Raw genomic sequence first — 21,932 nt, forward strand, 5'->3', positions numbered from 1 at the left:
GCCGTCGAGCACGCTGATCGCGAGCAGCGTCGCCGAGATTTCGCCAGAGGTCGCCGGCGTCACCTCGACACGCGCATTCTTGTAACCCACCGACATGAGCTGGAGCGAGTGAGAGCCCGGCGGCAGATAGAGACAGAAGCGCCCGACCACGTCGGTGGTGGTGGAGCGATCGACGTCGGCCGCCACCACGCTCACGCCGCGCAGAGCGCGGCCCTCTTCGTCGCGCACCGTGCCGCACACGCGTACGTTTCCACTGGCGTCGCGCTTGAGCGCGGGAGGGGCCGGCTTGGCCGCTTCCTCATCGCTGCGCGCGCCGAGCTGATCGGAATAGCCGCTGGTCTTCGCCAGTTTCTCCTTGTCGGCGCTCGAGGTCTTCTGTTCGGCCGGCGCCGTGCTCTGGCGCTTGGTGTCGAGCAGGCTGTTGCCACGCACCTCGCTCCCGCCCGCGGGGGCCGATGGCGGCGCGGCGAAGCCCGCCTTCGGCGCCTCGCCCTCGCGCGGTACCGGCGTCATGCGCGCGGTCTCCGCGCCGCGGCCGCCCTGGGCCGGGGCCGCTTCGCCTCCGGGCGCCGGTTCGTTTCGCGTGGTCTGGAGCGACGGCGACGCAGCGTCCTCCTGCTTCGCGCCCGCCTCGCCCGGCGCCCCCTTCGCGCGCAACGCCTGGTCGGATTCGGCGCCGGTTGTCGGCTGCGATTCGGGTGCCGCGGCGGTGGGCGAGCTCAGGGCGCGCAGCGCCGCCTCGCGATCGCCCGCCGAGCCCGGCAGGGGCGCGTGCCGAGATGCCAGCAGCGCGATGCCGGCGCCGGCCAGAACCGTGACCATCGTGCCGGCGGTGGCAAGCACGCGCGGGTTCTGCCACCACGGATTCGGAATCGGGTCACGCAGCGCCTGATCGCGCAGCGGGCTGAAATCGGCGCCGGTCGCCTCCTCGGCGACGATCCGATCCACGACGCGATCGGCGAACTTCTCGAAGTAGGCATCGTCGGGCTCGTGCGTGAGGGCGCGCTCGAGATCTTCGTTCTGGCTGGTGACCGCGGCCATCGCGTCACGGCAGCTCTCGCAGACCTCGAGGTGTCGCTGAGCGCGCCACAGGGGCTCGCCGCCCATGCGGTGGTCGAGCAGCGCGTTGAGATCGCGATCGGTGAGGTGCTTCATGACTCCATCACTCCTGCAGCTTCTTCTTGAGCTCGGCGCGCGCCCGCGAAAGCCGCGACATCACCGTGCCGAGCGGAATCTTGAGCGACACCGCGATCTCCTCGTACGAAAGGTCCCTGATCGCGCGCAGCGCCAGCACCGCCTGGTGTTCCTCGGACAGTCGGCCGAAGGCCGCCTGCACGCGCCGCTCGCGGTCGCTCCGTTCGGCGTGGTCGGCCGGATCGTCGTCCAGCGCCCATTGGGCTCCGGCCTCCTCGTGCGCCTCGAGCGAGGCCTCAGGCCGCCGGCGGCGCCTGCGGAACAGCGAGAACGCGAGGTTGGTGGCGATCCGCACCAGCCACGGCTGGAGCGGCTCCCCGACGCGGAAACGCTCGAGCGCCTGATAGGCGCGCACGAAAGTCTCCTGGGCGAGGTCGTCGGCGTCGGCCGCGTTGCGAGTGTAGGCGTAGGCCACCCGGTAGACCGTCCTCTGATGCATGCGCACCAGCTGGGTGAACGCATCGTGGTCGCCACCCTGCGCAAGGCGGACCAGTGCGGCCTCTTCGCCGGGGTCCACGGTGGGAGTACGCCGTTCAGCCGAGTTCATTCCGGAGGGACGGCTACTGCGCTCGGCCGGGGCTGTCAAGCGGAAGCGCGCGTTCGCGTTGGAGCGCCGGCGCGGGCCGCATCGCGCTCGGCGCGACAGGCCTCGAGTGCGGCGCGCGGATCGGCCGCGGCGGTCACGGCCCGACCCAGCACCAGCAGGCTGGCCCCGAGGCGCACGGCATCGCGCACCGTCGCCACGCGCTGCTGGTCCTGCGCCTCGGCGCCGGCCGGGCGAATGCCCGGGGTCACGGCGTAGAAGGGCGCCGGATGGTATTCGCGAATCCCGGCGAGATCGGCGGCCGAGCAGACGATGCCCTTGGCTCCCGCCCGCTCCGACATCGCCAGCAGCTCGGCGACGCGGCGATGAAGCGGGAAGGGCTTTTCGAAACCTGGCGGGAGCCGCTCGGGATCGAGACTGGTGAGGAGGGTCACGGCAACCACGCCGGTCGAGCCGCCGGCCGCGCGAATCCCCTCGACCGCGGCCGCGACCATCTCGGCGCCCCCGGCGGCGTGCACGGTGAGCAGCTCGACGCCGAGCCTGGCCGCGGCGGCGGCCGCGCCCTTCACGGTGTTGGGAATGTCGTGGAGCTTGAGATCGAGGAACACGCGCCGGCCGCGCTGGCGCAGCGCGCGCACCGCAGCCGGACCTTCGGCCGTGAACAGCTGGAGCCCGAGCTTGACGATCTCCGGCCCTTCGCCGAGCCGTTGATCGAGCGCCAGCGCCTGGTCGAGCGTCGCGACGTCGTAGGCGACGGCGAATTCGCTCATCGCGCGGCCCTTGCGGCGCGATGGCGCGCGGCCGAGGTGCGCGGGGCGGAGCGGCGCGGTCCTGCCGCGCGGAGCGCCGCCGGCGAGGCCGGCTGCCGCAACACGCCGATCCAGTCGTTGACGCCGGCGAGATTCCGCTCGGCGAGGAAGGCCGCGATCTCCTCGAGCACTTGGGCGGCGGCTCTCGGACGCACGAAGGTGGCGGTGCCGACCTGGATCGCGCGCGCGCCGACCGCGAGGAACTCGAGCGCGTCGCGGCCGTTCATGATGCCGCCCGAGCCGATCACCGGAATGCGGACCGCGGCGACCGCCTCGGAGCACTTCGCGAGGGCGAGCGGCTTGATGGCCGGACCCGAGAGCCCGCCGGTGGCCCGCCCGAGCCTCGAGCGGCGGTGTCCGAGATCCACCGCCATGCCGACAAAGGTGTTCACGGCGGTGAGCGCGTCGGCGCCCCCCTGCTCGCAGGCGCGAGCCAGATCGGCGACCGAGGTGACGTCGGGCGAGAGCTTCGCGATCAAGGCGGCGCGCGTGCGCGCGCGCAGGCCGGCGAGCGTCCGCTCGAGCCGGCGCGGCACCGCCCAGTAGCGGGCGCCGCCTTTGGCCACGTTGGGACAGGAAAAATTGATCTCGAAGCCGGCGATGCCGGGCTCGCCCGCGAGCTGCGCGAGCAGGCGCTCCAGCTCCTCCGGCGTGTCGGCGCCGATCGAGGCGATGATGGTGGCGCCCAGCGATCGCAGCTTGGGGAGCTTCTCGGACCGGAAGCGCTCGGGGCCCACGTTCTCGAGCCCGATCGAGTTGAGCATGCCGGCGGCGGTCTCGGCGATGCGCGCCGGGGGATTCCCGGCCCGCGGTTTCGGCGTCACGGTCTTGGTGATGACGGCGCCGAGCCGCGCGACATCCAGCACATGCGCGTATTCGTCGCCGTAGCCGAAGGTGCCGGACGCGACCAGCACCGGATTGGCGAGCCGGAGCGGCCCGATGCGTACGGCGAGATCGAGGCCGGCCTTCGCGGCGCGATCGACCGGCACCTCGGGGCGATTCCCGTTGCGACTGGCGCGTCTCACTCGATCAGGCTCCAGTCGAGATCGTGGGCCTCGAAGACCGGCCCTTCGGTGCAGCACATCGCATACTCGCGATTGCCATAGAGCGAGGGCGTGAGGTCGGGATCGAACCCGGCGCGCGACGACGCCGAGCGCGGCAGGGGGCAGCCGCGACACACGCCGGTGCCGCATGCCATCACCGATTCCATGGCGAGATGAGTGGCCACCTTGCGGCGCATGCCCCATGCCGCTACCGCCTTGAGCATGCCGTGCGGGCCGCAGGCGTGGAGCACGAGCTTTCCGCCGAGCTTTGGCGCCAGACGATCGAGCAGCTCGAGCACGTTGCCGCGGAAGCCACGGCTGCCGTCATCGGTGCAGAGATGCAGCGTCCCGCCGGCGCTCGCGAGCCGCGACTCGGCCTCCTCGAGCGCCACCAGATGTTCGGCGCTGCGCGCGCCGAACAGGAACTCGCAGCGCCGGCCCGAGTGCGCGAGCCAATCGGCCGCGAACAGCAGCGGCGCGACGCCGCGCCCGCCCGCCACCAGCACCGGCGTTCCGGGCCGCTCGAGCGGATAGCCGTGGCCGAGCGGCCCCAGCACCTCGAGCGCCGCACCGGCGCGGAGCTCGGCCAGCGCGCGCGTGCCGGCGCCGACCGGTGCGTAGAGGAAACCGAGCGCCAGCGCACGCGCGCGCCGGCTCACCGAGGCCACGCTCATGGGGCGCGGCAGCAGCACGGGCGAGGGATTCTCGAGCAGGATCTGGACGAATTGCCCGGGCTCGGGCGAAGGAAAGTCGGCGGAAAGATGAAGCTCGAGCCAGCGATGCCCGGCGCCCCGCTCTTCGTGGCGAAGCACGCGTCCCGGCATTTGCGTCCAGCGCTCGAGCGCCAGGCTCATTGGATCTTGAAGCCTCTCGGTCGGAATCCGTCGTCCCTGCGAATCCGCAGCGTATCGGCGGCGGCGCTGGCCGCTACCTGGCCGTGCAGAGTATCCGCTGGCGCCGCCGCCGGCGAGTGCGCGCGCGTGGTGTCGGCGGCGACGATTCCGGCGCCCGCCATGCCGGCGGCTCCGGCGGCGATCGGGGCCGCCGCGCCGGTTCCGCCTGCCCCTGCGCCGGCGACGCCCACTCCCGTCGCCGCTGCTCCCGTGACTCCCGCGCCGGCGGCGCCCGCGCCGCTCGCGGCGGTGCCGGCCACGCCCGCGCCGGCGGCGCCGAGGCCCGCGGAGCCCGCTCCCGTTGCCGCTGCTCCCGCGACTCCCGCGCCGGCCGCGGCCGCTCCGGCCGCGGGCGACACCGGAGGCAGGTGACCCATGCTCGGCTGCGGCACCACCGGCGGCAGGGTTCCGGGCGGGATCGGCCCTCCCGGCGCGCTGCCGTAGCCCATCGCGCCCGGGGGCCCAAGGCGTCCGATCGAGTCGGGATTCGAGATCGGCGGGTGCATGCCGATCGGCGGCACGGTCGCGGGCGGGGGCGTCAGCGGCCGAGTCATCGCCACGCGAATCGAGTCCACGCGCGCCAGCGAATCGGCGCGCAGCGAATCCGCGTGCGTGTAGTGCGGCTCGGGCATCTTGATCAGATCGGACGGCACGGTCTGGCCGAGTCCCTCGAGATAGTCGCGCGCCGCGAGCTGCGCCTCGGTCGCCGGGTAATCGTGCACCACGCGCCACAACAGGCTCTCGGCGGCGCTGGTGCGGTTCAGCTTGCGCATCAGCACCCAGGCCTGGGCATTGATCGCCTTGGCGCCCCATGCGTTCCCGACATTTTGCTGCTCGGCGGTCTGATAGACGTCGAGCGCGCGCTCGGGCTTGTTGAGCTGGAAGAGATATTGCTCGGCCAGCAGAAAACTCGCTTCGGCCTTCTTCTCCACCGAATCGCCGCCGGCGGTCCGGAAGCGCGCGATCTGGTCGAGCGTGCTCTGGCGCTGTTGCGCCTGGGTCGCGAACGGCGAGGTCGGGCTCTGGTCCTTCACCTTGGCGTAGGCCGCACGAGCCTTGTCGAAATCGTCGGCGCCGATCTCGTAGGCGTAGCCCAGCCGATACTGCGCCTCGGCCGCCATCGGCGCCTTCGGATAGGCGTCGACGACGCGCTGATAGGACTCGATCGCGTCGTTCACGCGGCCCGACATGAGCTCCACGGTACCGATGCGGGTGAGCAGCCGTCCGTAACGGTCGTACCCCGGGGTCTGTTGCACCATGCGCGGCCGGCCACCGGTGGTGTCGGGAATCTGCGGCGGCTGCTCGTGGAACAGCGCGCCGCGCAGCATCGCGATCGATTCGTCGTACTTGTGAGCGCCCTCCAGGCACTCCGACTCGCGCAGCAGGTAGTCGAGACGCTGGTCGTCGTCGCGCGAGCGCAGTCCCAGCTGGTGATAGTCGGCGCGGGCGCCGTCGAACTCGCCCTGGGCGAACAACGCCTCGGCACGGGCTTCTCGCGCGGTGGTGGCGAGCGGCCCCTTGGGCCAGCGCCGCACTACCTCGCCGGCGGCTTTCGCCGCTTCCTCGGGGCGGCCGAGTGACATCAACGCGCGCGACGACTCCAGGTAGGCGTACGGCAACAGATCGTTCTTGGGATTGCGCTTGATGAAATCGTTGAATGCGGTCAGCGCCTCGCCGTACCTCCGGGCCTGGCGCAGCGCCACCGCCCGATAGAAGTTGGCCTCGCCGGCGAGCGGGCTGTTGGGATAGCGGGTGGTGAAGTCCTGCAGCATGGTGACGGTCTGGAGCGGATCGTTCTTGCCCAGGTAGCCACGCGCCCACAGCAGGTAGGCGTCGTCGACCCACTTCGATTTCGGGTAGCTCGCCAGCAGCTTCTTCGAGTAGTCAATCGACTTGTTGAAGTTGGCGATGTCCGGTGAATCCGTGCTCTCGAAGCGATACGGTGCGCCGTTGGTGGCCTTGAAGTAGTACTTGCGGGCCACGTAGAAGGTGTTGAAGTAGGCGCACGAGCTGCTGAGAACGGCGATCCCGAGCAGCGCGAGAGTGAGGGTCCGGCGGGTCAGGCCGGATCCTCGGAGACGGCCGGCGGATTCGGTGCACATCTGGGTACCGTAGGTTGTGCGGCGAAGAATGTGGATCGCCTCCCGCGGGCCGGAATTCGGGAGAAACCGGATCGAATTTTCAAGGACTTAGCGGCCCGATTCCCCCCATCAACAGTCTGCGCCGCACAATCAACGTACCACGGGGTGCGGGAGGCAGGCCAAGTTGGCCCGGGCGGTGTTCCCAGCCTTCATCTACCCCCCTGCGACGGCCCTCCCGATCGCTACTACCCCGAAGCCCGCAATCGCCGCTCATCGGATTGGTGAGGGCTCATGCGGCCCTCGGCGAGTGTCCGCCGGATGCAGAGCACGCCGATCGGGCCGACCTGGGCGGCGATCGAGGAGCCGATCGCGTCGCCGCGCAGCAGGAAGGACACCTCGCCGGTCATGGCTAGGGAGACGGGCTCGAGCGAGAGTGCGGAGCGCGAACCGCGCTCACGCCCGGGCTTCGGCGGGAGCGCCCTCGAGCGCGAAGGTCTGCTGCCCGCCGCAGAAGGTGGCGAGGACTCGGCCGCTCAGGCGCCAGCCATCGAACGGCGTGTTGCGGCCGCGCGAAGCAAATCGCGAAGTATCCACCGTCCATTCGAGTTCAGGATCGAAGAGCACGAGATCGGCGGGCGAGCCCGGCTCGATCGACACTTCGGGGAGTCCGAACACGCGCCGCGGCGCTTCGGTCCACAGCTCGAGGGCGCGCGACAGCGAAAGATGACCGGGGCGAACCAGCCCGGCGATCGTCAATGCCAGCGCGGTCTCGAGCCCGACGATGCCGAACGGCGCCTGATCGAAGGGCTGGCGTTTCTCGTCCTCGGTGTGCGGCGCATGGTCGGTGACGAAGCAGTCGATCGTGCCGTCGGCGATCGCTTCGACCGTGGCCTCGCGATCGAGATCGGAGCGCAGCGGGGGATTCATCTTGGCGCGCGTGTCGTAGTCGGCCACGGCCTCGTCGGTGAGCATCCAGTAGTGCGGACAGGTTTCCCCGGAGACCCGCAGCCCGCGCGCCTTGCCGTCGCGCAGCGCGTCGAACGAGGCCTTGCACGAAAGGTGCGCGAAGTGGACGCGACCCTGGGTCAGCTCGGCCAGCTCGACGTCGCGGCGCACCATCACGCTCTCGGCCGCGGCGGGAATGCCGCGGATGCCGAGGCGCGTGGCGGTGAGTCCTTCGTTCATCGCGCCGTCGCCCCTGAGGGTCAGGTCTTCCTCGTGCACGACGATCGGCAGCCGCGTCTGCTTCGCGTATTCGAGCGCGTGTCTCATCAGCCCGGCGTTCATGATCGGGCGGCCGTCGTCGGAAAGCGCCACTGCTCCGGCGCGCTCGAGGGCGACGAACTCGGTGAGCTGGGCGCCTTCCTGGCCCACGGTCACCGCGGCGATCGGCAGCACGCGGCAGAGCGCCTTCTCGGCCCGGTGTCTCACCCACTCGATCCACGCCACCGAGTCCAGCACCGGCTTCGTGTTCGGCATGCACGCCACACTGGTGAATCCACCGGCTGCCGCGGCACGCGCGCCGCTCTCGATGGTCTCCTTGGCGGTTTGGCCGGGCTCGCGCAGATGAACGTGAAGATCCACGAGGCCCGGAGCGAGGATCGCACCACCCGCCTCGATCACGCGATCGGGCGCGGCCGGCGCGCGTTCGAGCACCTGGCCGTTCGCGAACGCGCGTTCGATCCGCTCGCCGGTCTGCCAGTGGCGCGCGTCGCGGATCAGCGTGACGGCGTTCGCCGCCCCGCGGGCGCTCGAGTCCGACATGTCGAGCGAGCTCAGAGGTGGGCGGCGCGGCGCTCGCGCGCCGCCTGCGCGAGGCGCGACAGCACCGCGCTCCGCACCGCGACGCCGTTCTCGACTTGCGCGAGGATTCGCGAGCGACCGCCATCGGCGACTTCGGGCGCGATCTCGACGCCGCGATTCATCGGCCCGGGATGCAGCACCACCGCCTCGGGCTTCATGAGCGCGACGCGCGGGGGCGTGATGCCCCACACCCGCGCATACTCCGAGAGCGAGGGCAGGAGGCCCGATTCCATGCGTTCGCGCTGCAGCCTCAGCGCCATCACGCCGTCGGCGCCGGCCATCGCGTCCTCGACGCTGCGCGCCACCTCGACGCCCAGCGCCTCGATCTCGGCCGGCATCAGGGTCGAGGGTCCGGCGAGCGTCACTTCGCTCCCCAGCGCCAGCAGGCCGTGGAGCGCCGAACGGGCGACGCGCGAGTGAGCGATGTCGCCGACGATCGCGAGCCGGCGGCCTTCGAAGCGTCCGCTCCAGGCGTCGCGCAGCGTGAGCAGGTCGAGGAGACCCTGAGTGGGATGCTCGTGCATGCCGTCGCCGGCGTTGATGACGCCGGCCTCGAGCTGCTGCGCCACGTAGGCTGCGGCGCCCGAGCTGCGATGGCGGAGGACGACCAGGTCCACTCCCATCGCCGCCAGGGTCTGGAGCGTGTCCAGCAGGCTCTCACCCTTGGACACCGAGGACCCCCCGGCCGTGAACGCGACCGACGTGGCGCCGAGCCGCAGCGCGGCCAGCTCGAACGAGGCACGGGTGCGCGTCGAATCCTCGAAGAAGGCGTGGCAGACTTCGACCCCGGCCAGCTCGCGACTCGGGGCGCGACCCTGCGTGCGCCAGCGTTCGCGGTAGGTGTGGGCATGGTCGAGGAGGTCGAGGATTTCGGCGCCCGAGAAGCCTTCGAGGCCGAGGAGATGGCGGGTGCGCGAGAGGGCCGGCGGGGCAACAAAAAACCCCGCGTCGGGCGACGCCGGGTGTGCGGGTGCGACGGTCAACGTCATGGCGCTCTCCCTTTCCCGCCTCTCGGGGCGGGGTTAAAGGACGTCACTTCGAACCGCAGACATGGTAGCGGGAGGTGCGCTGGAGCGCAAGTCGAGTGACGCACGCCGGCTCGTTCCGGAGGCGCGCCGGCCGGCTTCAGGCGGTCCAGCCCAGGAGCGGCCGCAGCGCGTGCACGATCAGGTCGATCACAAAGTGCGAGAGGATCGCGGCCTCGAGCCCTTTTCTGAAGTAGAGCCAGCCGAACGCGAGCCCGACCGGCAGAATGATGAGCACCGTGCGAATCGCAACGATCGCCGGCACGTGAGCGGCGAACATCTGTTCGTTGCCGATGTGGTACCAGCCGAAGAACAGGGCGGTCACGACATTGGCGGTCCACAGCGCGGCGGTTCGGGCGCTGCCCTCCCCACCGGCCCGGAACAGGTGGATGAGCAGCCACGCGATCAGCGAGAGCAGGAACAGCCGGTCGAAGGTCTCTTCAGCGAACGGCGCCCAGAAGCTCGCGAGCCCGCTGCGCCACCAGTCGACGTGGATGCGCGCATGGATTTCCGGCGCCGGGAACGTGACGCCGAAGCCGCGCAGGAACAGCGCGTCGACCCCGAACGCAACCACCGCGGTGAGGACCGCCCAGAGCAGCGCCGGGCCGACGACCGATGAAAACGGCCGCTCGGGCCGCGGCGCTCCATCCAGCCAGCTCTCGAGATAGGGAGCGCCGAGACCGATCCGGCCGGCGACCAGGAGGCCGAGCGCGATGGTGGGCGCCGCCATGATGAGATTGCGCAGCATCTCGGCGAACGCGAGCTGGGTGAATGTCTGGGCCTGCGGCGGCTGCGGAGCGGCGGCGATCGCCTGCAGCGCGAGACCGTAGGGAAGCACCAGCGGCGCGGTCAGCACCGTGGCCGCGGTGAGCGCGACCAGCGTCTTCCATGGGTAGCGCTTCATCGACGCGGCATTCTAGCCCGAAACGGCCGCGCGCCGGGTCCCGAAGGCCCCGGCGCGCGCGTGCGGCGGAAGTGCGTCGCGTCAGTTGGCGAGAGCGAGTCGCTGAGTCTGAACGCCGCGAGAAGTCCGCAGCGAAACGAAGTACACGCCCGGCGCGGCTTTCTGAGAACCATTCGCCTGGGCATCCCAGGTGCGTGTGTACTCGCCGGCCAGCAGCATGCCCTCATGCAGCGTGGCGACCTTCCGGCCGCTCAGATCCACGATCGAAAGGCGCACGAACTCGGGCCGATCGATGCGGAACGTCACGGAAGCGGCGCGGCTGGTGGGATTCGGCGAAGGAGCCGACAGGAACACGCCCGCCGACGGCAGCGCGAGCCGCTGGGCACTGGCAAGTCCCAGAGTCTGCACCGCGCCGGAGCGATCCATCACGCGCAGGCGGTAGAAGTAGGTGGTCGCCGCCGCGGCCTCGGTGTCGAGCGCCATGGTGACGCCGGCTTCGACATGGGACTCGGTTGAAATCGGCGCCCACGGTCCATCGGAGGAAGCCGCCCGCTGCACGGTCACCGCGCCAATGTCGGTCAGATCGCCGAACTGCCAGCGCAGCAGGATGCCATCGCTGCGACCGGCGGCGGTGAACATCGAGAGCGTGGTGGCGACGATGTGCGGGAACCAGCCGATGTCGTCGAAGTGCGGATAGGTCATGTCGACCGAGTTGTGCAGATCCTGATTGATGGCCGGCTCCATGAGCGCGTTGGGGGTCACGCTCACGTCCCAGTGCGACACCGACGATCCGCCCTGGAAGGGATTGGGTGCGTACATCAGCGGCCGGCCCGAATCGTCGGCACCCGCCAGCAGCACTGGATCCAGATCCATGGTGACGTTCACGCCCGCGCCGAGCTGGGCCTTGATGATGGCGCCGTCGCTCTGCGACACCGAGATCACCGGAATCGTGACGGTCGGATCGGAGCCGCCCATCGCCGGGGCCGAGCCCGCGGCATTGTTGACGATGAGGACCGCGATCGCGCCCTGGCCCTGCGCCGCCAGCGCCTTCGACACGAACGTGCAGGTGCCACGGTCGATCAGCGCGACCTTCCCGACGAGCGCCGCGCCGTTGACGATCGCTTCGCAGGCGTCGTTGGGATCCGGCACCGTGTCGTCGTCCGCCAAGACCACGTCGCCGGTGAGACCACCGGCCGTGAGCGACGGACCGAACGACGCGGTGCCGATGTTGTAGTAACCCGCGATCCCCGCCGGCGCGTTGACGTGGAAGCGCGGCCGGTGCGCAAGGAAGCTGGAGGCGAACGAGAACACCGCCGGACCATCCCAGCTGAGACCATTGACGCTGATCGCCGAGGCGGCACGCTGCGCAGCCGTTTCGGCCGGGTCCGACCAGTGATTGCCGGTGGCGTTGTCGCGCAGGAAGCGGTCGTAGATGCTGGGGAAGCCGCTGCTGTAGTTGCCCGACGTGCCGTTGGTCGAGGTCGCGAAGCCGAGCCCGTGCGCCAGTTCGTGCACCACCACCGGCAGCAGCTCAACGTTGACGCCTTCGTTGCCGTCCGTGCCGTAGTACCAGCGGAGTCCGCCCAGGCAGGTCGCGCTGCCCGCATCGAGCGCCGAGTTGAAGGTCGTGTTCATGTCAGGGTTTGCCGCCGACAGATCGGTGCCGGCCAGTTTGTTGGCGAGCGACTGCACGTACCACGTGCCGGCATAGAGAGCTCCGGCGAAGTCGCGATGGATCGTCGTGGCGCCGGTGCTGCCCAGCGTGGCGCTGGTGGCGGTGCAGCTCAGGGCGCTGAACTGCGCCCTCACGTCGATCTCGACCGCGTCGGGCAGCAGCGCCCCCCAGATGGCGGCGGCGTAGTTGAAGATGTAGAGGCGTTGATCTCCGAGCGTGAGGCCGGGATTGCCCGGCGCGGCCGCGGCGGGAGTCGGATCGTTGAACCCCACGCCGGGCGCGTTGTTGTTGATGATGACGATGCTCGCGGCATGGGCGAGCACGGCGCCGAAGGCGAGCGTCAACAGCCCGAGCAGCGGCACGAGCGCCGCCCTGCGGATGCGATGGCTCAGGGTCATGGCGTCACTCCTTCGCCGGCTCGGCCGGGGCCGGCGTCGACTTCAGCGCCTCGGTCGGGTTGGGGACGCAGCGCATGACCTTGCGGCCCTTCGCATCGATCTGGAGAATCATGTAGTCCTGCAGTGTGCCCTGCAGATCCACCATCACCGAGCCGTCCGGCAGCGTCACCTCGTGCAGCGTCGGCTCGTCGGTGGTCGCGGAACTCGGCGGAATGTTCTGCCCGGGCGCCGGCGCGCCGATCGTGCCGGTCTCGGGATCGAGATAGGCGCGCATCCCGGCTTCCATCGGCTTCGCGGTCACGACCGCGGCGACCTGGACGGGGGCCCGGCTCGAGGGAGCCGGCAGCACAGCCTTGACGGCGGCGGTTGTGGTGGTGGAAGCGGCGGAAGGCGCGACCGCGTGATGGCGGGCGCGTGTGCTGGCCCGGCCCGCGCCGATCAGCGCGACCACGGCAACGAGTATGACCAGCAGCAGAGAACACAGGGGTCTGGCCATTCTCATCTTCCTCGCTCCTTTCGTTCGACCGCGAACCTTGGGGCACGATTTTCAACTGCGCGCTCCACGCTAGCCGACCGACCCGCCAGACCCCAAGGAAAGAAAGAAGTTGATCGATGTCTTCGATCATCGATCAGCGAGGCAAAACGAACCGCGGCGCGCCCGCTCGAGTGCGGCGCCTGGAATCGCGGCCCGAGCCGGGGCGCTACTTCCGGGTCGAGGCCGGCTCGCCCGGGGGCTTGGGGAGATTCATCGCGTCCCACGCGGATGGCGGCGGGAAGATCACCAGCGGGCCGGTCATCCTGGCGCCCGGGGGAATCACGGGCGGCACCTGGTGTTTCACCGCCGGAATGCTCATCAGGTACACGGCGATCGCGTGCGCATCCTCGTCCGTGAAGTTGGCGAAGCTCTGCCACGGCATGATCGGGGCGAGGGGACGGCCATCGGGACGGCTTCCGGTCCTGAGCGCCGCCACGATCTGATCCTCGGTCCAGGTCCCGAGCCCGGTCTCGGGGTCGGGCGTCAGATTCGCCGCGTGCACCACGCCCCAGGGTCCGACCCAGCCGAGATCGGTGCCGGACAGCCAGCGCGTGGTGTCGGCGGAGCCATAGAGCGTGCCGGGAGTGTGGCAGTCGCTGCAGGCGTTGGTCATCACCAGGTACTTCCCGCGCGCCACCTTCTGCTCCTGCGTCATCGCCGCGCTCTTGCCCGAGTTCGACGCGGTCATGCACGAGAGCGAGGCCAGGGTCGCGAGCGTCGCGAGCCATGGGGTGGCGAGGGCCGTCCGCCGTGTCCAGCGCATCGGGTGGTCTCCAGATCGATGGGAATGGTGGATGGAAATCGCGCGGCAGAATGCCCAATTCCAGCGAGCGAGTCACGGGAAAAGTGAGGGCGCGCCGGAGCGTGTGGCGCGATCAGAGCAGGGTGCCGCGCAGAATCATGCTCGCCACCGAGAAGTAGATGACGATGCCGGTGACGTCCACCAGCGTGGCGACGAATGGCGCAGAAGCGCTGGCCGGATCGAGCCCCGCGCGGCGCAGCACGAACGGCAGCATGGAACCCGCCAGCGTTCCCCAGGTCACCACGCCGATCACGCTGGCCGCGATCGTGGATGCCACCAGCAGGTGATGGCTGCCGTAGCTGTGGAACAGCGCCTGCCAGATCTCGACGCGCGTGAAACCGATCGCGCCGAGGATCGCGCCCATCGCGAGACCCGAGGCCAGCTCGCGCCGCACGACCCGCCACCAGTCCATCAATTTCAGCTCGCCGAGCGCGAGCGCGCGGATCACCAGGGTCGAGGCCTGCGAGCCGGAATTGCCGCCGCTCGAGATGATGAGCGGAATGAACACCGCCAGCACCACCGCGCGTTCGATCTCGGCTTCGAACCGGCTCATCGCGGTGGTGGTGAGCATTTCGCTCACGAACAATCCGGCGAGCCAGCCCACGCGCTTCCGCACCATCTGCGGCAGGCCCACCTGCAGATAGGGAGCGTCGAGCGCTTCGGTACCGCCGATCTTCTGGATGTCCTCGGTGGCCTCTTCCTGCAACACATCGACGATATCGTCGATCGTGACCACTCCCTTGATGTGGCCCTGCTGGTCCACCACCGGGATCGCCGACAGGTCGCTCCTCGCGAACAGCCTCGACAGCGCCTCCTGGTCGAGGTCTTCGCCGGCCGTTACCAGATCGGTGGTCATCACGTCGCGAACCGTCTTGTCCGGAGTAGCGGCGAAGAGTTCGCGAAGCGAAACCACGCCGACCAGCTTCTGGTCGGCGTCGATCACGTAGACGTACGAGACGTGCGAGATCGCGTCGCGCGCCTGTTTGCGCACGTAGCCGAACGCCTCGTCCACGCTCACGTCGGGGCGGACTCGAAGGTAGCGTGGATTCATCAGCCCGCCCGCGTCGTCCTCGGCGTAGGCGAGCAGGGCACGCACTTCCTTGAGCGTGGCTTCGTCCAGCAGCGCGAGCAGGCTCTCGCGTTCCTCGACGTCGGCCTCCTGGATCACGTCGGCGGCGTCGTCGGGCGGCAGCAGTCGCAGCCACGAGCGCCGTTCGGCGGCGGGCAATCCGGCGACCAGCTCGTGCTGATCGCGGGCCGAGAGATCGAGGAAGAAGTCTTCGGCTTCGTCGCGCGTCAGTTCGGCGAAGGCTTCCTGGCGCTCTTCGGGCGTCAGCAGCCGCCAGGTTTCCTGCAGGTCGGCCAGCCGCAGGTCGGAAACGCGTTGCTCAGCGCGATGGGCCATGGGCGCGTACCGTTGGGCAGCGGGGGCGGCCCCTCCCGCGCCGAATCAGTCCTCCATCTCCTTGATGACGACGCTGTCCACGCCGTCGATCTCGAGCAGCTTGACGCCGATCACTTCCTTCTTCGAAGTCGGCACGTTCTTGCCCACGTAATCGGCGCGAATCGGCAGCTCGCGGTGGCCGCGATCGATCACCACGGCCAGCTGGATCGCTCGCGGGCGCCCGAAGTCGATCAGCGCGTCCATCGCCGCGCGCACCGTCCGACCGGTGTAGAGCACGTCGTCCACCAGCACCACCACCTTGCCCTGGATGTCGACCGGGATCTCGGTGGTGCCCACCACGGGCTGATGCGCGACGGTCGAGAGATCGTCGCGGTAGAGGGTGATGTCGAGGCTCCCGAGGGCGGGCGCACCGCCCTCGAACTCCTGGATCTTGCGCGCAATGCGATGGGCGAGCGGCACTCCACGGCGGCGGATGCCCACCAGCACGAGTTCCTCGACGCCCTTGTTGCGTTCGACGATCTCGTGCGCGATGCGGGTGACGATGCGGCGCAGACCGTCGGCCTCGACGATCTCGGCCTTTTCCTTCAGCGCCATTCAGGCCTCCGCGGCAGAGCTTGTCCCAGAGGGTTGGGACCGGGGCGCGGGCACCATAGCCGCGGCCATCGGAGGCGTCAACGATCATGGGGATTGCCCTGAGGCCGAGTCGCACCTACTATCCGGCCATGAATTCACGCATCGGATTCGCCGCACTCATCGCGTTCGCGCTGGCCTCCGCCGCACCCGCATGGGCGGAACCGTTCGCGATCCTCGCCGCGGTGCAGGGCAAGGTCGAAGTGACGGGGAGCAAGGGTGGAGCGCCCGCGCGCGCCGGGTTCGGACGCGAGCTCGAGCGCGGCGACAAGGTGAGCGTGGGCGCCGGCGGCTCGGCGACGCTCTACTTCTCCGACGGCAATGTGATCGAGCTGGGTGAGAAGAGCAGCGTGACGATCGGCGGCCGCGTCAACAATCGCACCTCGGTCGGCCCGGGCGCGACGCTCCCGGCCGGCGTCTACGCCAGTGTCTCGCGCTACGTCACGCGCGGATCGCTGCAGACCGGACTCGTCGCCCAAACCAGCATGCGGGGCCCCGACGAGCAGCCGCCAAGCCAGCTCGCGCCGCGCAGGACCGACGTGACGAGCGAACGGCCCGGGTTCTCGTGGCGCGCGGTGTCGGGCGCGACCCGCTATCGCGTGACGGTGTCGCAGCCCTCGGGCCCGACCTTCTCGCGCGAGACCTCCGGCACGACGCTGGCGTATCCGGCCGACGCCGCGCCGCTCGCGCGCGACGCCGACTGCGGCTGGCGGCTCGAGGCGTTCTCGGACGCCGGCAAACTGCGCACCGAGGAAACCGTGTTCCACGTGGTGTCGGCCGAGCTCGCGCAGGGTGTGGACGCCGATCTGCGCCAGATCGAGCAGAGCGCGGGCGGTCCGGACCATGCGGCGACCCACTTCCTCTCCGGTTCGTATCTGTACGGCCGCGGCCTGTACCAGGACGCCGCCGGGCACTTCGAGGCGCTGGCGCGCGTCGCCCCCTCCTCGCCCGCGCCGCACGAGGCGCTCGGCAACGTGTACCAGGCGATCGGCCTGATGGATCGCGCCGCGTCCGAGTACGAGCAGGCGCTGGCGCTGACCCGCTCTCCCTAGCCGCGCCGCCCGGCCCGCGTGTTGTGAGCGCGTGACGCCGCTGCTAGCTTGCTGCCGCCGATGGAAAACACCCGGGTCTCTCACTACCGAGTCGAGCGACTGCTGGGTCGCGGCGGCATGGGCGAGGTGTACGCGGGCGTCGATCTGACGCTGGGCCGCCCGGTGGCGCTCAAATTCATCGCGCCCGGCCTCGTGGGCGACGAAGAGACCGTGCGGCGTTTCGAGCGCGAGGCGCGCTCCGCCGCCGCGCTCAACCATCCTCACATCGCGACGCTCTACGCGTTCGAGCGCGAAGGCCCACGGCCGTTCATCGCGATGGAGCTGCTGAGCGGGCGGACGCTGCGCCACCGCATGGGGGCCGGCCCGCTCGCGGTGCACGAGGCGCTCGCGATCGCGCGCGACGTCGCCGGCGCGCTCGCCTTCGCGCACCGGCGCGGCGTCGTGCACCGCGACATCAAGCCCGAGAACCTGATGTTCTCGGAACACGGCGCCATCAAGATCACCGACTTCGGGCTGGCGCGCGCGTCGCAGCTGACGCGGCTCACCACCACCGGCACGACGCTGGGCACCGCCTCGTACATGGGACCCGAAGCGGTGCGCGGCGAATCCGACGCGCCCGCCGACGTGTTCGCGCTCGGCGTCGTGTTGTTCGAGATGCTGGCGGGCGAGACCCCGTGGCGGTCCGACAACTCGCTCGCGATGATGTACGCGATCGCGAACACCGAGCCGGGGCGGCTGAACGAGCATCGTGCCGACACGCCGGGCGCCGCGGTGGAGCTGGTGCATCGCATGCTCGCGCGCGATCCGGCCGCGCGGCCGTCGAGCGAGGCGGCCCACCGCGAGCTCGCGGCCCTGTGCGGCACTCCGGTGCGGGACGCGGCGGCCGACCCCGCAACGCTCGATCCGGAATTCGAGAACCGCCCCACGGTGCGGGTCGCGACGGACGCACCGGCGGTCTCCGGCCCCGGCTCGCTCCCGGCGCTGGCACGCACCGCCACCGAAGAGCTCGAGGCCGAGCACGTCTCGCCCCGACCGCCGGCGCCAGCGCCGGCACCGCCTCGAAGCCGGCGCCGCGTTCTGGGCCTGCGCGTCGAGCTGCTGATCGCCCTGATCGGCTTCGCGCTGCTGGCCGGACAGGTGGCCTACACACGATTCCGTTCGGCGCGCGCGGCTGAAGAGGCCGCGCGGCTCAACAACCAGGGGCTGCGCGCGCTGCAGGCGGGGCGCCTGAGCGACGCGCGCGGCTACTTCGAGACCGCCCTGCGGCGCGACGCGCCCAATTCGGCGGCGCGCATGAATCTCGGCACGATCTACCGCTTGCTCGGCAACACGGCCGGCGCCGAGTCGCTCTACTTCGAGGCGCTGGAGCTCGCGCGCCGCCAGCACCGGGCCGATCTGGAGTCGGGCCTCTACGTGAACCTCGCCGACGTCGAGATCGACTCGGAGCACTGGGAAGGAGCGGTCGGGTTCCTGCGCCAGGCGCAGGCCATCGACTCGAGCGCGACGGTGATCAACAACCTCGGGTTCGCCCTGACGCTCGCGGGACGGCCCGACGAAGCGCTCGCCGAGCTGCGCCGGGGCATCGAGCGTTTTCCGGCGCAGGCGATGCTCTTCAAGAACGCGGCGCTCGCCGAGCTGAAGCTCGGCCATCTCGACGCGGCCGGCGATTCGGTGGCGAAGGCGCTGGTGCTCGAGCCGACGCTCGCTCCGGCGCTCATGCTGCGCGCCGAATTGCGCGCCCGGCAGGGTGACCACGAGGGCGCGAAGGAGGACTGGAACTCGTTTCTCGCCACCAAGCCGGACGAGAAGACGCGGCGCCAGATGGCCGACGAGCTGACGCGGCTCGGGGTCGCGGTGCCGTAGCGGCTTCGGTGAGACCGGCGGCGCGCTCGGCGAAATCCTCCGGTTAGTTCGCGGCCTTCTCGCCTTCCACCACCACGCGCGACAGATCCCATCCCCGCACGAACAGCTCCCGCACCTCGGCGAGCAGCTTCAGGCGATTGAGACGCAGCGGCAGGTCGTCCACGTTCACCATCACGCCGTCGAAGAATGCGTGAATCGCGTGCTCCATGCCGAGGAAGGCGGGCAGGATCTCGGCGTACCGGCGTTGCTCCCAGAACGGCTCGGTGCGGGTTCGGGCGCGATCGAGAGCCTCGGCCAGCTCGCGCTCGACCCTTTCGGTGAGCCGCTCGCGGTCGAGGGCGGGCGGCAGCGTCTCGGTCGCCTTGGCCAGGATGTTGGCAACGCGCTTGAACAGGATCACCAGCGGCTGAAAGCGCGCGTCGCCGCGAAAGCCGTGAAGCACGCGCGTGCGCAGCAGGCAATCGTAGGGATCGGCCCAGCCGGGCCGCCCGGCCGAGCGCGCCTCCATGGCCGCGTCGACGGTGTCGGGCGCGAACGACTCGCTCTCGCCCGGGACGCCCACCAGGCCGGCTACGCGACCGCGCCAGAATTCGCCGAGCTGTTTCATGATCTGCGCGTGCGGCAGCTCGGGATCGGCGGCGAAGAACGGCGCCGTGCCCTGCATCGAGGCACGATGGAGGTTCAGGTGCCGCTTCTGCTCGATCAAGATGCGCACGGTTCCATTGGCCGCGCGCCGCACCGCGAAGGGATCTTCGCTCCCGCTCGGCACCTTGCCGGCCACGAACGCGCCCGAGACGTGGTCGATCTTGTCGGCCAGCGCGAGCACGGCGGCCGCGTCGGTGGAGGGCAGCGCGTCGGCGGGGCCGCGCGGCCGATAGTGCTCGGCGATGGCGCGCGCCACGGATTCGCGCTCGCCCGCGCGCCGCGCGTAGTGGCCGCCCATGATGCCCTCGAGCGAGGCGTATTCCTTCCCGCTGCCGATCATTTCGGACAGGAGATCGGTCTTGCACAGCAGTGCCGCGCGCAGCACGTCCTCGCGCGTGTCGGGCGCCAGCTCGGCGGCCAGCCAGAAACCCAGGGTCTCCAGGCGCGCCGCCTTCTCGCGCAGCGTGCCGAGGCCCTCCATCCACACCACCGAGCCGAGCGCTTCGATTCGCGACGCCGGTGGGTGCTTGAGATCGGTCTCCCAGTAGAACTTCGCGTCTTCGAGCCGCGCCACCAGCACGCCCTCGTTGCCCCTGCGGATGCCGGCGAGATTGCGATCGTCGCCATTCCGGAAGGCGACGAAATTCGGGAGCAGGCGGCCGGCCGCGTCCTCGACCGCGAAGAAGCGCTGATGCTCGCGCAGCGCCATCACGATCACCTCGCGCGGCAGATCGAGGTAGTGCGCATCGAAGCCGCCCACGAAGCCGGTCGGCGTCTCGACCAGGAAATTGTTGATCTCGATCAGCTCGGGGTCCGACACCGCGCGTCCGCCGGCGCGGCCGGCCTCGCGCTCGAGCTGGCGGCGAATCTCCTCCTCGCGATGACGGTGGTCGGCGATCACCGCGCGCGCCGCCAGCGCCGCGAGGTAGTCGGACGCCTGCGGGATCTCGACGGCACCGGGCGCCAGCGTGCGATGGCCCTGCGACGCGCGTCCCGCGCTCAGGCCGAACGCGCGAACCGGCAGCACCTCGGTGCCGAGCAGCGCCACCAACCAGCGGACCGGGCGTGCGAAGCGCGTATCGTCGTCCAGCCAGCGCATGGTCTTCGGGAACGAGAGCTTTCCGGCAACCGTCGCGAGCAACGGCGGCAGGACCTCGGCGGCCGGTTTGCCGGGCCGGTGAATCGTCACCTCGACGTACTCTCCCTTGGGGGTCGGGACGCGACGCACCTGCGAGACCTCCACTCCTTTTCCCTGGCAGAAGCCGAGCAGGGCTTTGGTGGGCTTGCCCTCGGCGTCGTAGGCGGCCTTGACCGACGGCCCCTGCGTCGCCTCGTCGCGATCGGGCTGGCGTTCGGCGAGACGCGAGGCAGAAGCCGCGAGCCGCCGCGGGGTCGCCCAGACCTGCACCGCGGTCTCGCCCTCGACCCACAGGCTGGCGTCGCGAAGGCTCGACTCCATCTGCTGCGCGAGCTGCGGCGCGGCACCACTTTCGCCGCCCTCGGCATAGACGTACGAGGCCGGCAGCTCCTCGACGCCGATCTCGAACAGCAGGTCGCGACTCACGCCTGCGCCTGCGGCTCGCGCGGCTTCACCCACTTCGCGCGCTCGGCCGGATCGGTGATCAGCGGAAAACCCAGGGACTCACGCTGATCGAGCCAGGAAGTCGCCGATCGCCGCGCCAGCTTGCGCACGCGGCCGATGTAGCCGACGCGCTCGCTCACCGAGATCGCGCCGCGGGCGTCAAGCAGATTGAACAGGTGCGAGCACTTGATCACCGCGTCGTAGCCCGGCATCACCAGCCCGAGGTCCAGCAAGCGCAGAGCGTCTTTCTCCCATTGCTTGAACATCTCGAACAGGGCGGCGACGTCGGCTTCCTCGAAGTTGTAGCGGGAGAATTCGCGCTCGTTCTGGAGCCACAGATCGCCCCAGGTGACGTCGCGCGTCGTGGCCCCGCCGTGCGCTTCGCGGACGCCCGGCGCCCACACCAGGTCCTGGACCCGCGACTTGCCCTGGATCGCCATGCCGATGCGATCGAGCCCGTAGGTCAGCTCGGCCGAGATCAGTGGCAGCTCGAGACCACCGCATTGCTGGAAGTAGGTGAACTGCGAGATCTCGGTGCCGTCGAGCAGCACCTGCCAGCCCAGCCCGGCGGCGCCGAGCGTGGGCGATTCCCAGTCGTCTTCGATCAAACGCAGGTCGTGTTCGCGCGGTTCCACGCCCATCGCGCGCAAGGACTCGAAATAGAGGTCGACGACGTCGGGCGGCGAGGGCTTGAGCAGCACCTGATACTGGTAGAACTGCTGGAAGCGATTCGGGTTCTCTCCATAGCGGCCGTCCTTCGGCCGCCGCGAGGGCTCGACGTATCCGACCTTCCACGGCTCGGGGCCCAGCGAGCGCAGAAACGTGGCGGGGTTGAAGGTGCCCGCGCCCACTTCGGAAGGATAGGGCTGCGCCAGCACACAACCGCGCGCGCCCCAGAAGGCCTGGAGCGCGAGCATCATCTCCTGGAGCGAACGGCGTGGATCGAGCGTGGACATGCGAGCCCAGATACCTCGCGTCTGCGGAAGGCGGTGGCCGGGAACGAGCCGCGCAGTCTAGCGCAGGCTCGACGGCTCGAAAAAGCGCCACAC

The 21,932-nt window shown here is 70.2% G+C and carries 19 protein-coding genes; 2 read left to right on the forward strand and 17 right to left on the reverse strand.

What is annotated here, in order from left to right; translation table 11 throughout:
• From VMJ70_09990 to pyrR, 15 genes are all read right to left on the reverse strand, one after another.
• Positions 1-1,155 (reverse strand): carboxypeptidase regulatory-like domain-containing protein (locus VMJ70_09990; GenBank protein HTO91452.1); only part of this gene is annotated, 1,155 nt, incomplete at its 3' end.
• A gap of 7 nt (positions 1,156-1,162) precedes the next feature.
• Positions 1,163-1,741: a sigma-70 family RNA polymerase sigma factor gene (locus VMJ70_09995; GenBank protein ID HTO91453.1), complete on the reverse strand. Its 579-nt coding sequence runs from the start codon at positions 1,739-1,741 to the stop codon at positions 1,163-1,165.
• 35 nt (positions 1,742-1,776) lie between these two features.
• Positions 1,777-2,508: an orotidine-5'-phosphate decarboxylase gene (gene pyrF / locus VMJ70_10000; protein HTO91454.1), complete on the reverse strand. Its 732-nt coding sequence runs from the start codon at positions 2,506-2,508 to the stop codon at positions 1,777-1,779.
• Entirely contained in the window at positions 2,505-3,572 is a 1,068-nt protein-coding gene (locus VMJ70_10005; protein ID HTO91455.1) for a dihydroorotate dehydrogenase, read from the reverse strand. Before VMJ70_10005 ends, pyrF begins: the two co-directional genes overlap by 4 nt.
• On the reverse strand, positions 3,569-4,444 hold the full coding sequence (locus VMJ70_10010) for a dihydroorotate dehydrogenase electron transfer subunit (GenBank protein ID HTO91456.1): 876 nt from the start codon (positions 4,442-4,444) through the stop codon (positions 3,569-3,571). The genes VMJ70_10005 and VMJ70_10010 overlap by 4 nt, the downstream gene beginning before the upstream one ends.
• Positions 4,441-6,585, reverse strand: coding sequence for a tetratricopeptide repeat protein (locus VMJ70_10015; protein HTO91457.1), 2,145 nt, complete (start codon positions 6,583-6,585; stop codon positions 4,441-4,443). Before VMJ70_10015 ends, VMJ70_10010 begins: the two co-directional genes overlap by 4 nt.
• A 224-nt stretch (positions 6,586-6,809) precedes the next feature.
• On the reverse strand, positions 6,810-6,971 hold the full coding sequence (locus tag VMJ70_10020; GenBank protein ID HTO91458.1) for a hypothetical protein: 162 nt from the start codon (positions 6,969-6,971) through the stop codon (positions 6,810-6,812).
• 46 nt (positions 6,972-7,017) lie between these two features.
• Positions 7,018-8,328, reverse strand: coding sequence for a dihydroorotase (locus VMJ70_10025; GenBank protein HTO91459.1), 1,311 nt, complete (start codon positions 8,326-8,328; stop codon positions 7,018-7,020).
• Positions 8,329-8,339: 11 nt separating this feature from the next.
• Positions 8,340-9,356 carry an aspartate carbamoyltransferase catalytic subunit gene (locus tag VMJ70_10030; protein HTO91460.1) on the reverse strand — a complete coding sequence of 339 codons (1,017 nt, stop codon included), beginning with the start codon at positions 9,354-9,356 and terminating at the stop codon, positions 8,340-8,342.
• Between the two features lie 136 nt (positions 9,357-9,492).
• Positions 9,493-10,296, reverse strand: coding sequence for a CPBP family glutamic-type intramembrane protease (locus VMJ70_10035; protein HTO91461.1), 804 nt, complete (start codon positions 10,294-10,296; stop codon positions 9,493-9,495).
• An 81-nt stretch (positions 10,297-10,377) separates the two neighbouring features.
• Positions 10,378-12,369 carry a PA domain-containing protein gene (locus VMJ70_10040; GenBank protein ID HTO91462.1) on the reverse strand — a complete coding sequence of 664 codons (1,992 nt, stop codon included), beginning with the start codon at positions 12,367-12,369 and terminating at the stop codon, positions 10,378-10,380.
• A gap of 4 nt (positions 12,370-12,373) precedes the next feature.
• On the reverse strand, positions 12,374-12,865 hold the full coding sequence (locus tag VMJ70_10045; protein HTO91463.1) for a hypothetical protein: 492 nt from the start codon (positions 12,863-12,865) through the stop codon (positions 12,374-12,376).
• Between the two features lie 205 nt (positions 12,866-13,070).
• On the reverse strand, positions 13,071-13,667 hold the full coding sequence (locus tag VMJ70_10050) for a cytochrome c (GenBank protein HTO91464.1): 597 nt from the start codon (positions 13,665-13,667) through the stop codon (positions 13,071-13,073).
• Between the two features lie 112 nt (positions 13,668-13,779).
• Positions 13,780-15,111, reverse strand: coding sequence for a magnesium transporter (gene mgtE / locus VMJ70_10055; GenBank protein HTO91465.1), 1,332 nt, complete (start codon positions 15,109-15,111; stop codon positions 13,780-13,782).
• A 45-nt stretch (positions 15,112-15,156) separates the two neighbouring features.
• The gene (gene pyrR, locus VMJ70_10060; GenBank protein ID HTO91466.1) at positions 15,157-15,705 is read right to left on the reverse strand and encodes a bifunctional pyr operon transcriptional regulator/uracil phosphoribosyltransferase PyrR; all 549 of its coding nucleotides are present in this window, start codon (positions 15,703-15,705) and stop codon (positions 15,157-15,159) included.
• An 86-nt stretch (positions 15,706-15,791) separates the two neighbouring features.
• On the opposite strand from pyrR, the gene VMJ70_10065 reads away from it, so the two are divergent.
• Both VMJ70_10065 and VMJ70_10070 read left to right on the forward strand, forming a co-directional pair.
• Positions 15,792-16,793 (forward strand): hypothetical protein, encoded by a 1,002-nt coding sequence (locus VMJ70_10065; protein HTO91467.1) that lies wholly within the window; start codon positions 15,792-15,794, stop codon positions 16,791-16,793.
• A gap of 60 nt (positions 16,794-16,853) precedes the next feature.
• On the forward strand, positions 16,854-18,656 hold the full coding sequence (locus VMJ70_10070; protein HTO91468.1) for a serine/threonine-protein kinase: 1,803 nt from the start codon (positions 16,854-16,856) through the stop codon (positions 18,654-18,656).
• A gap of 43 nt (positions 18,657-18,699) precedes the next feature.
• Here VMJ70_10070 and glyS read toward each other — a convergent pair whose 3' ends face one another.
• Both glyS and VMJ70_10080 read right to left on the reverse strand, forming a co-directional pair.
• Entirely contained in the window at positions 18,700-20,865 is a 2,166-nt protein-coding gene (glyS, locus tag VMJ70_10075) for a glycine--tRNA ligase subunit beta (GenBank protein HTO91469.1), read from the reverse strand.
• Positions 20,862-21,839, reverse strand: a complete 978-nt coding sequence (locus VMJ70_10080; protein ID HTO91470.1) for a glycine--tRNA ligase subunit alpha — start codon at positions 21,837-21,839, stop codon at positions 20,862-20,864. Before VMJ70_10080 ends, glyS begins: the two co-directional genes overlap by 4 nt.
• Positions 21,840-21,932: the final 93 nt, after the last annotated feature.

Origin of the sequence: Candidatus Sulfotelmatobacter sp. (assembly GCA_035498555.1) — a bacterium.
Lineage (GTDB): Bacteria > Eisenbacteria > RBG-16-71-46 > RBG-16-71-46 > RBG-16-71-46 > DATKAB01.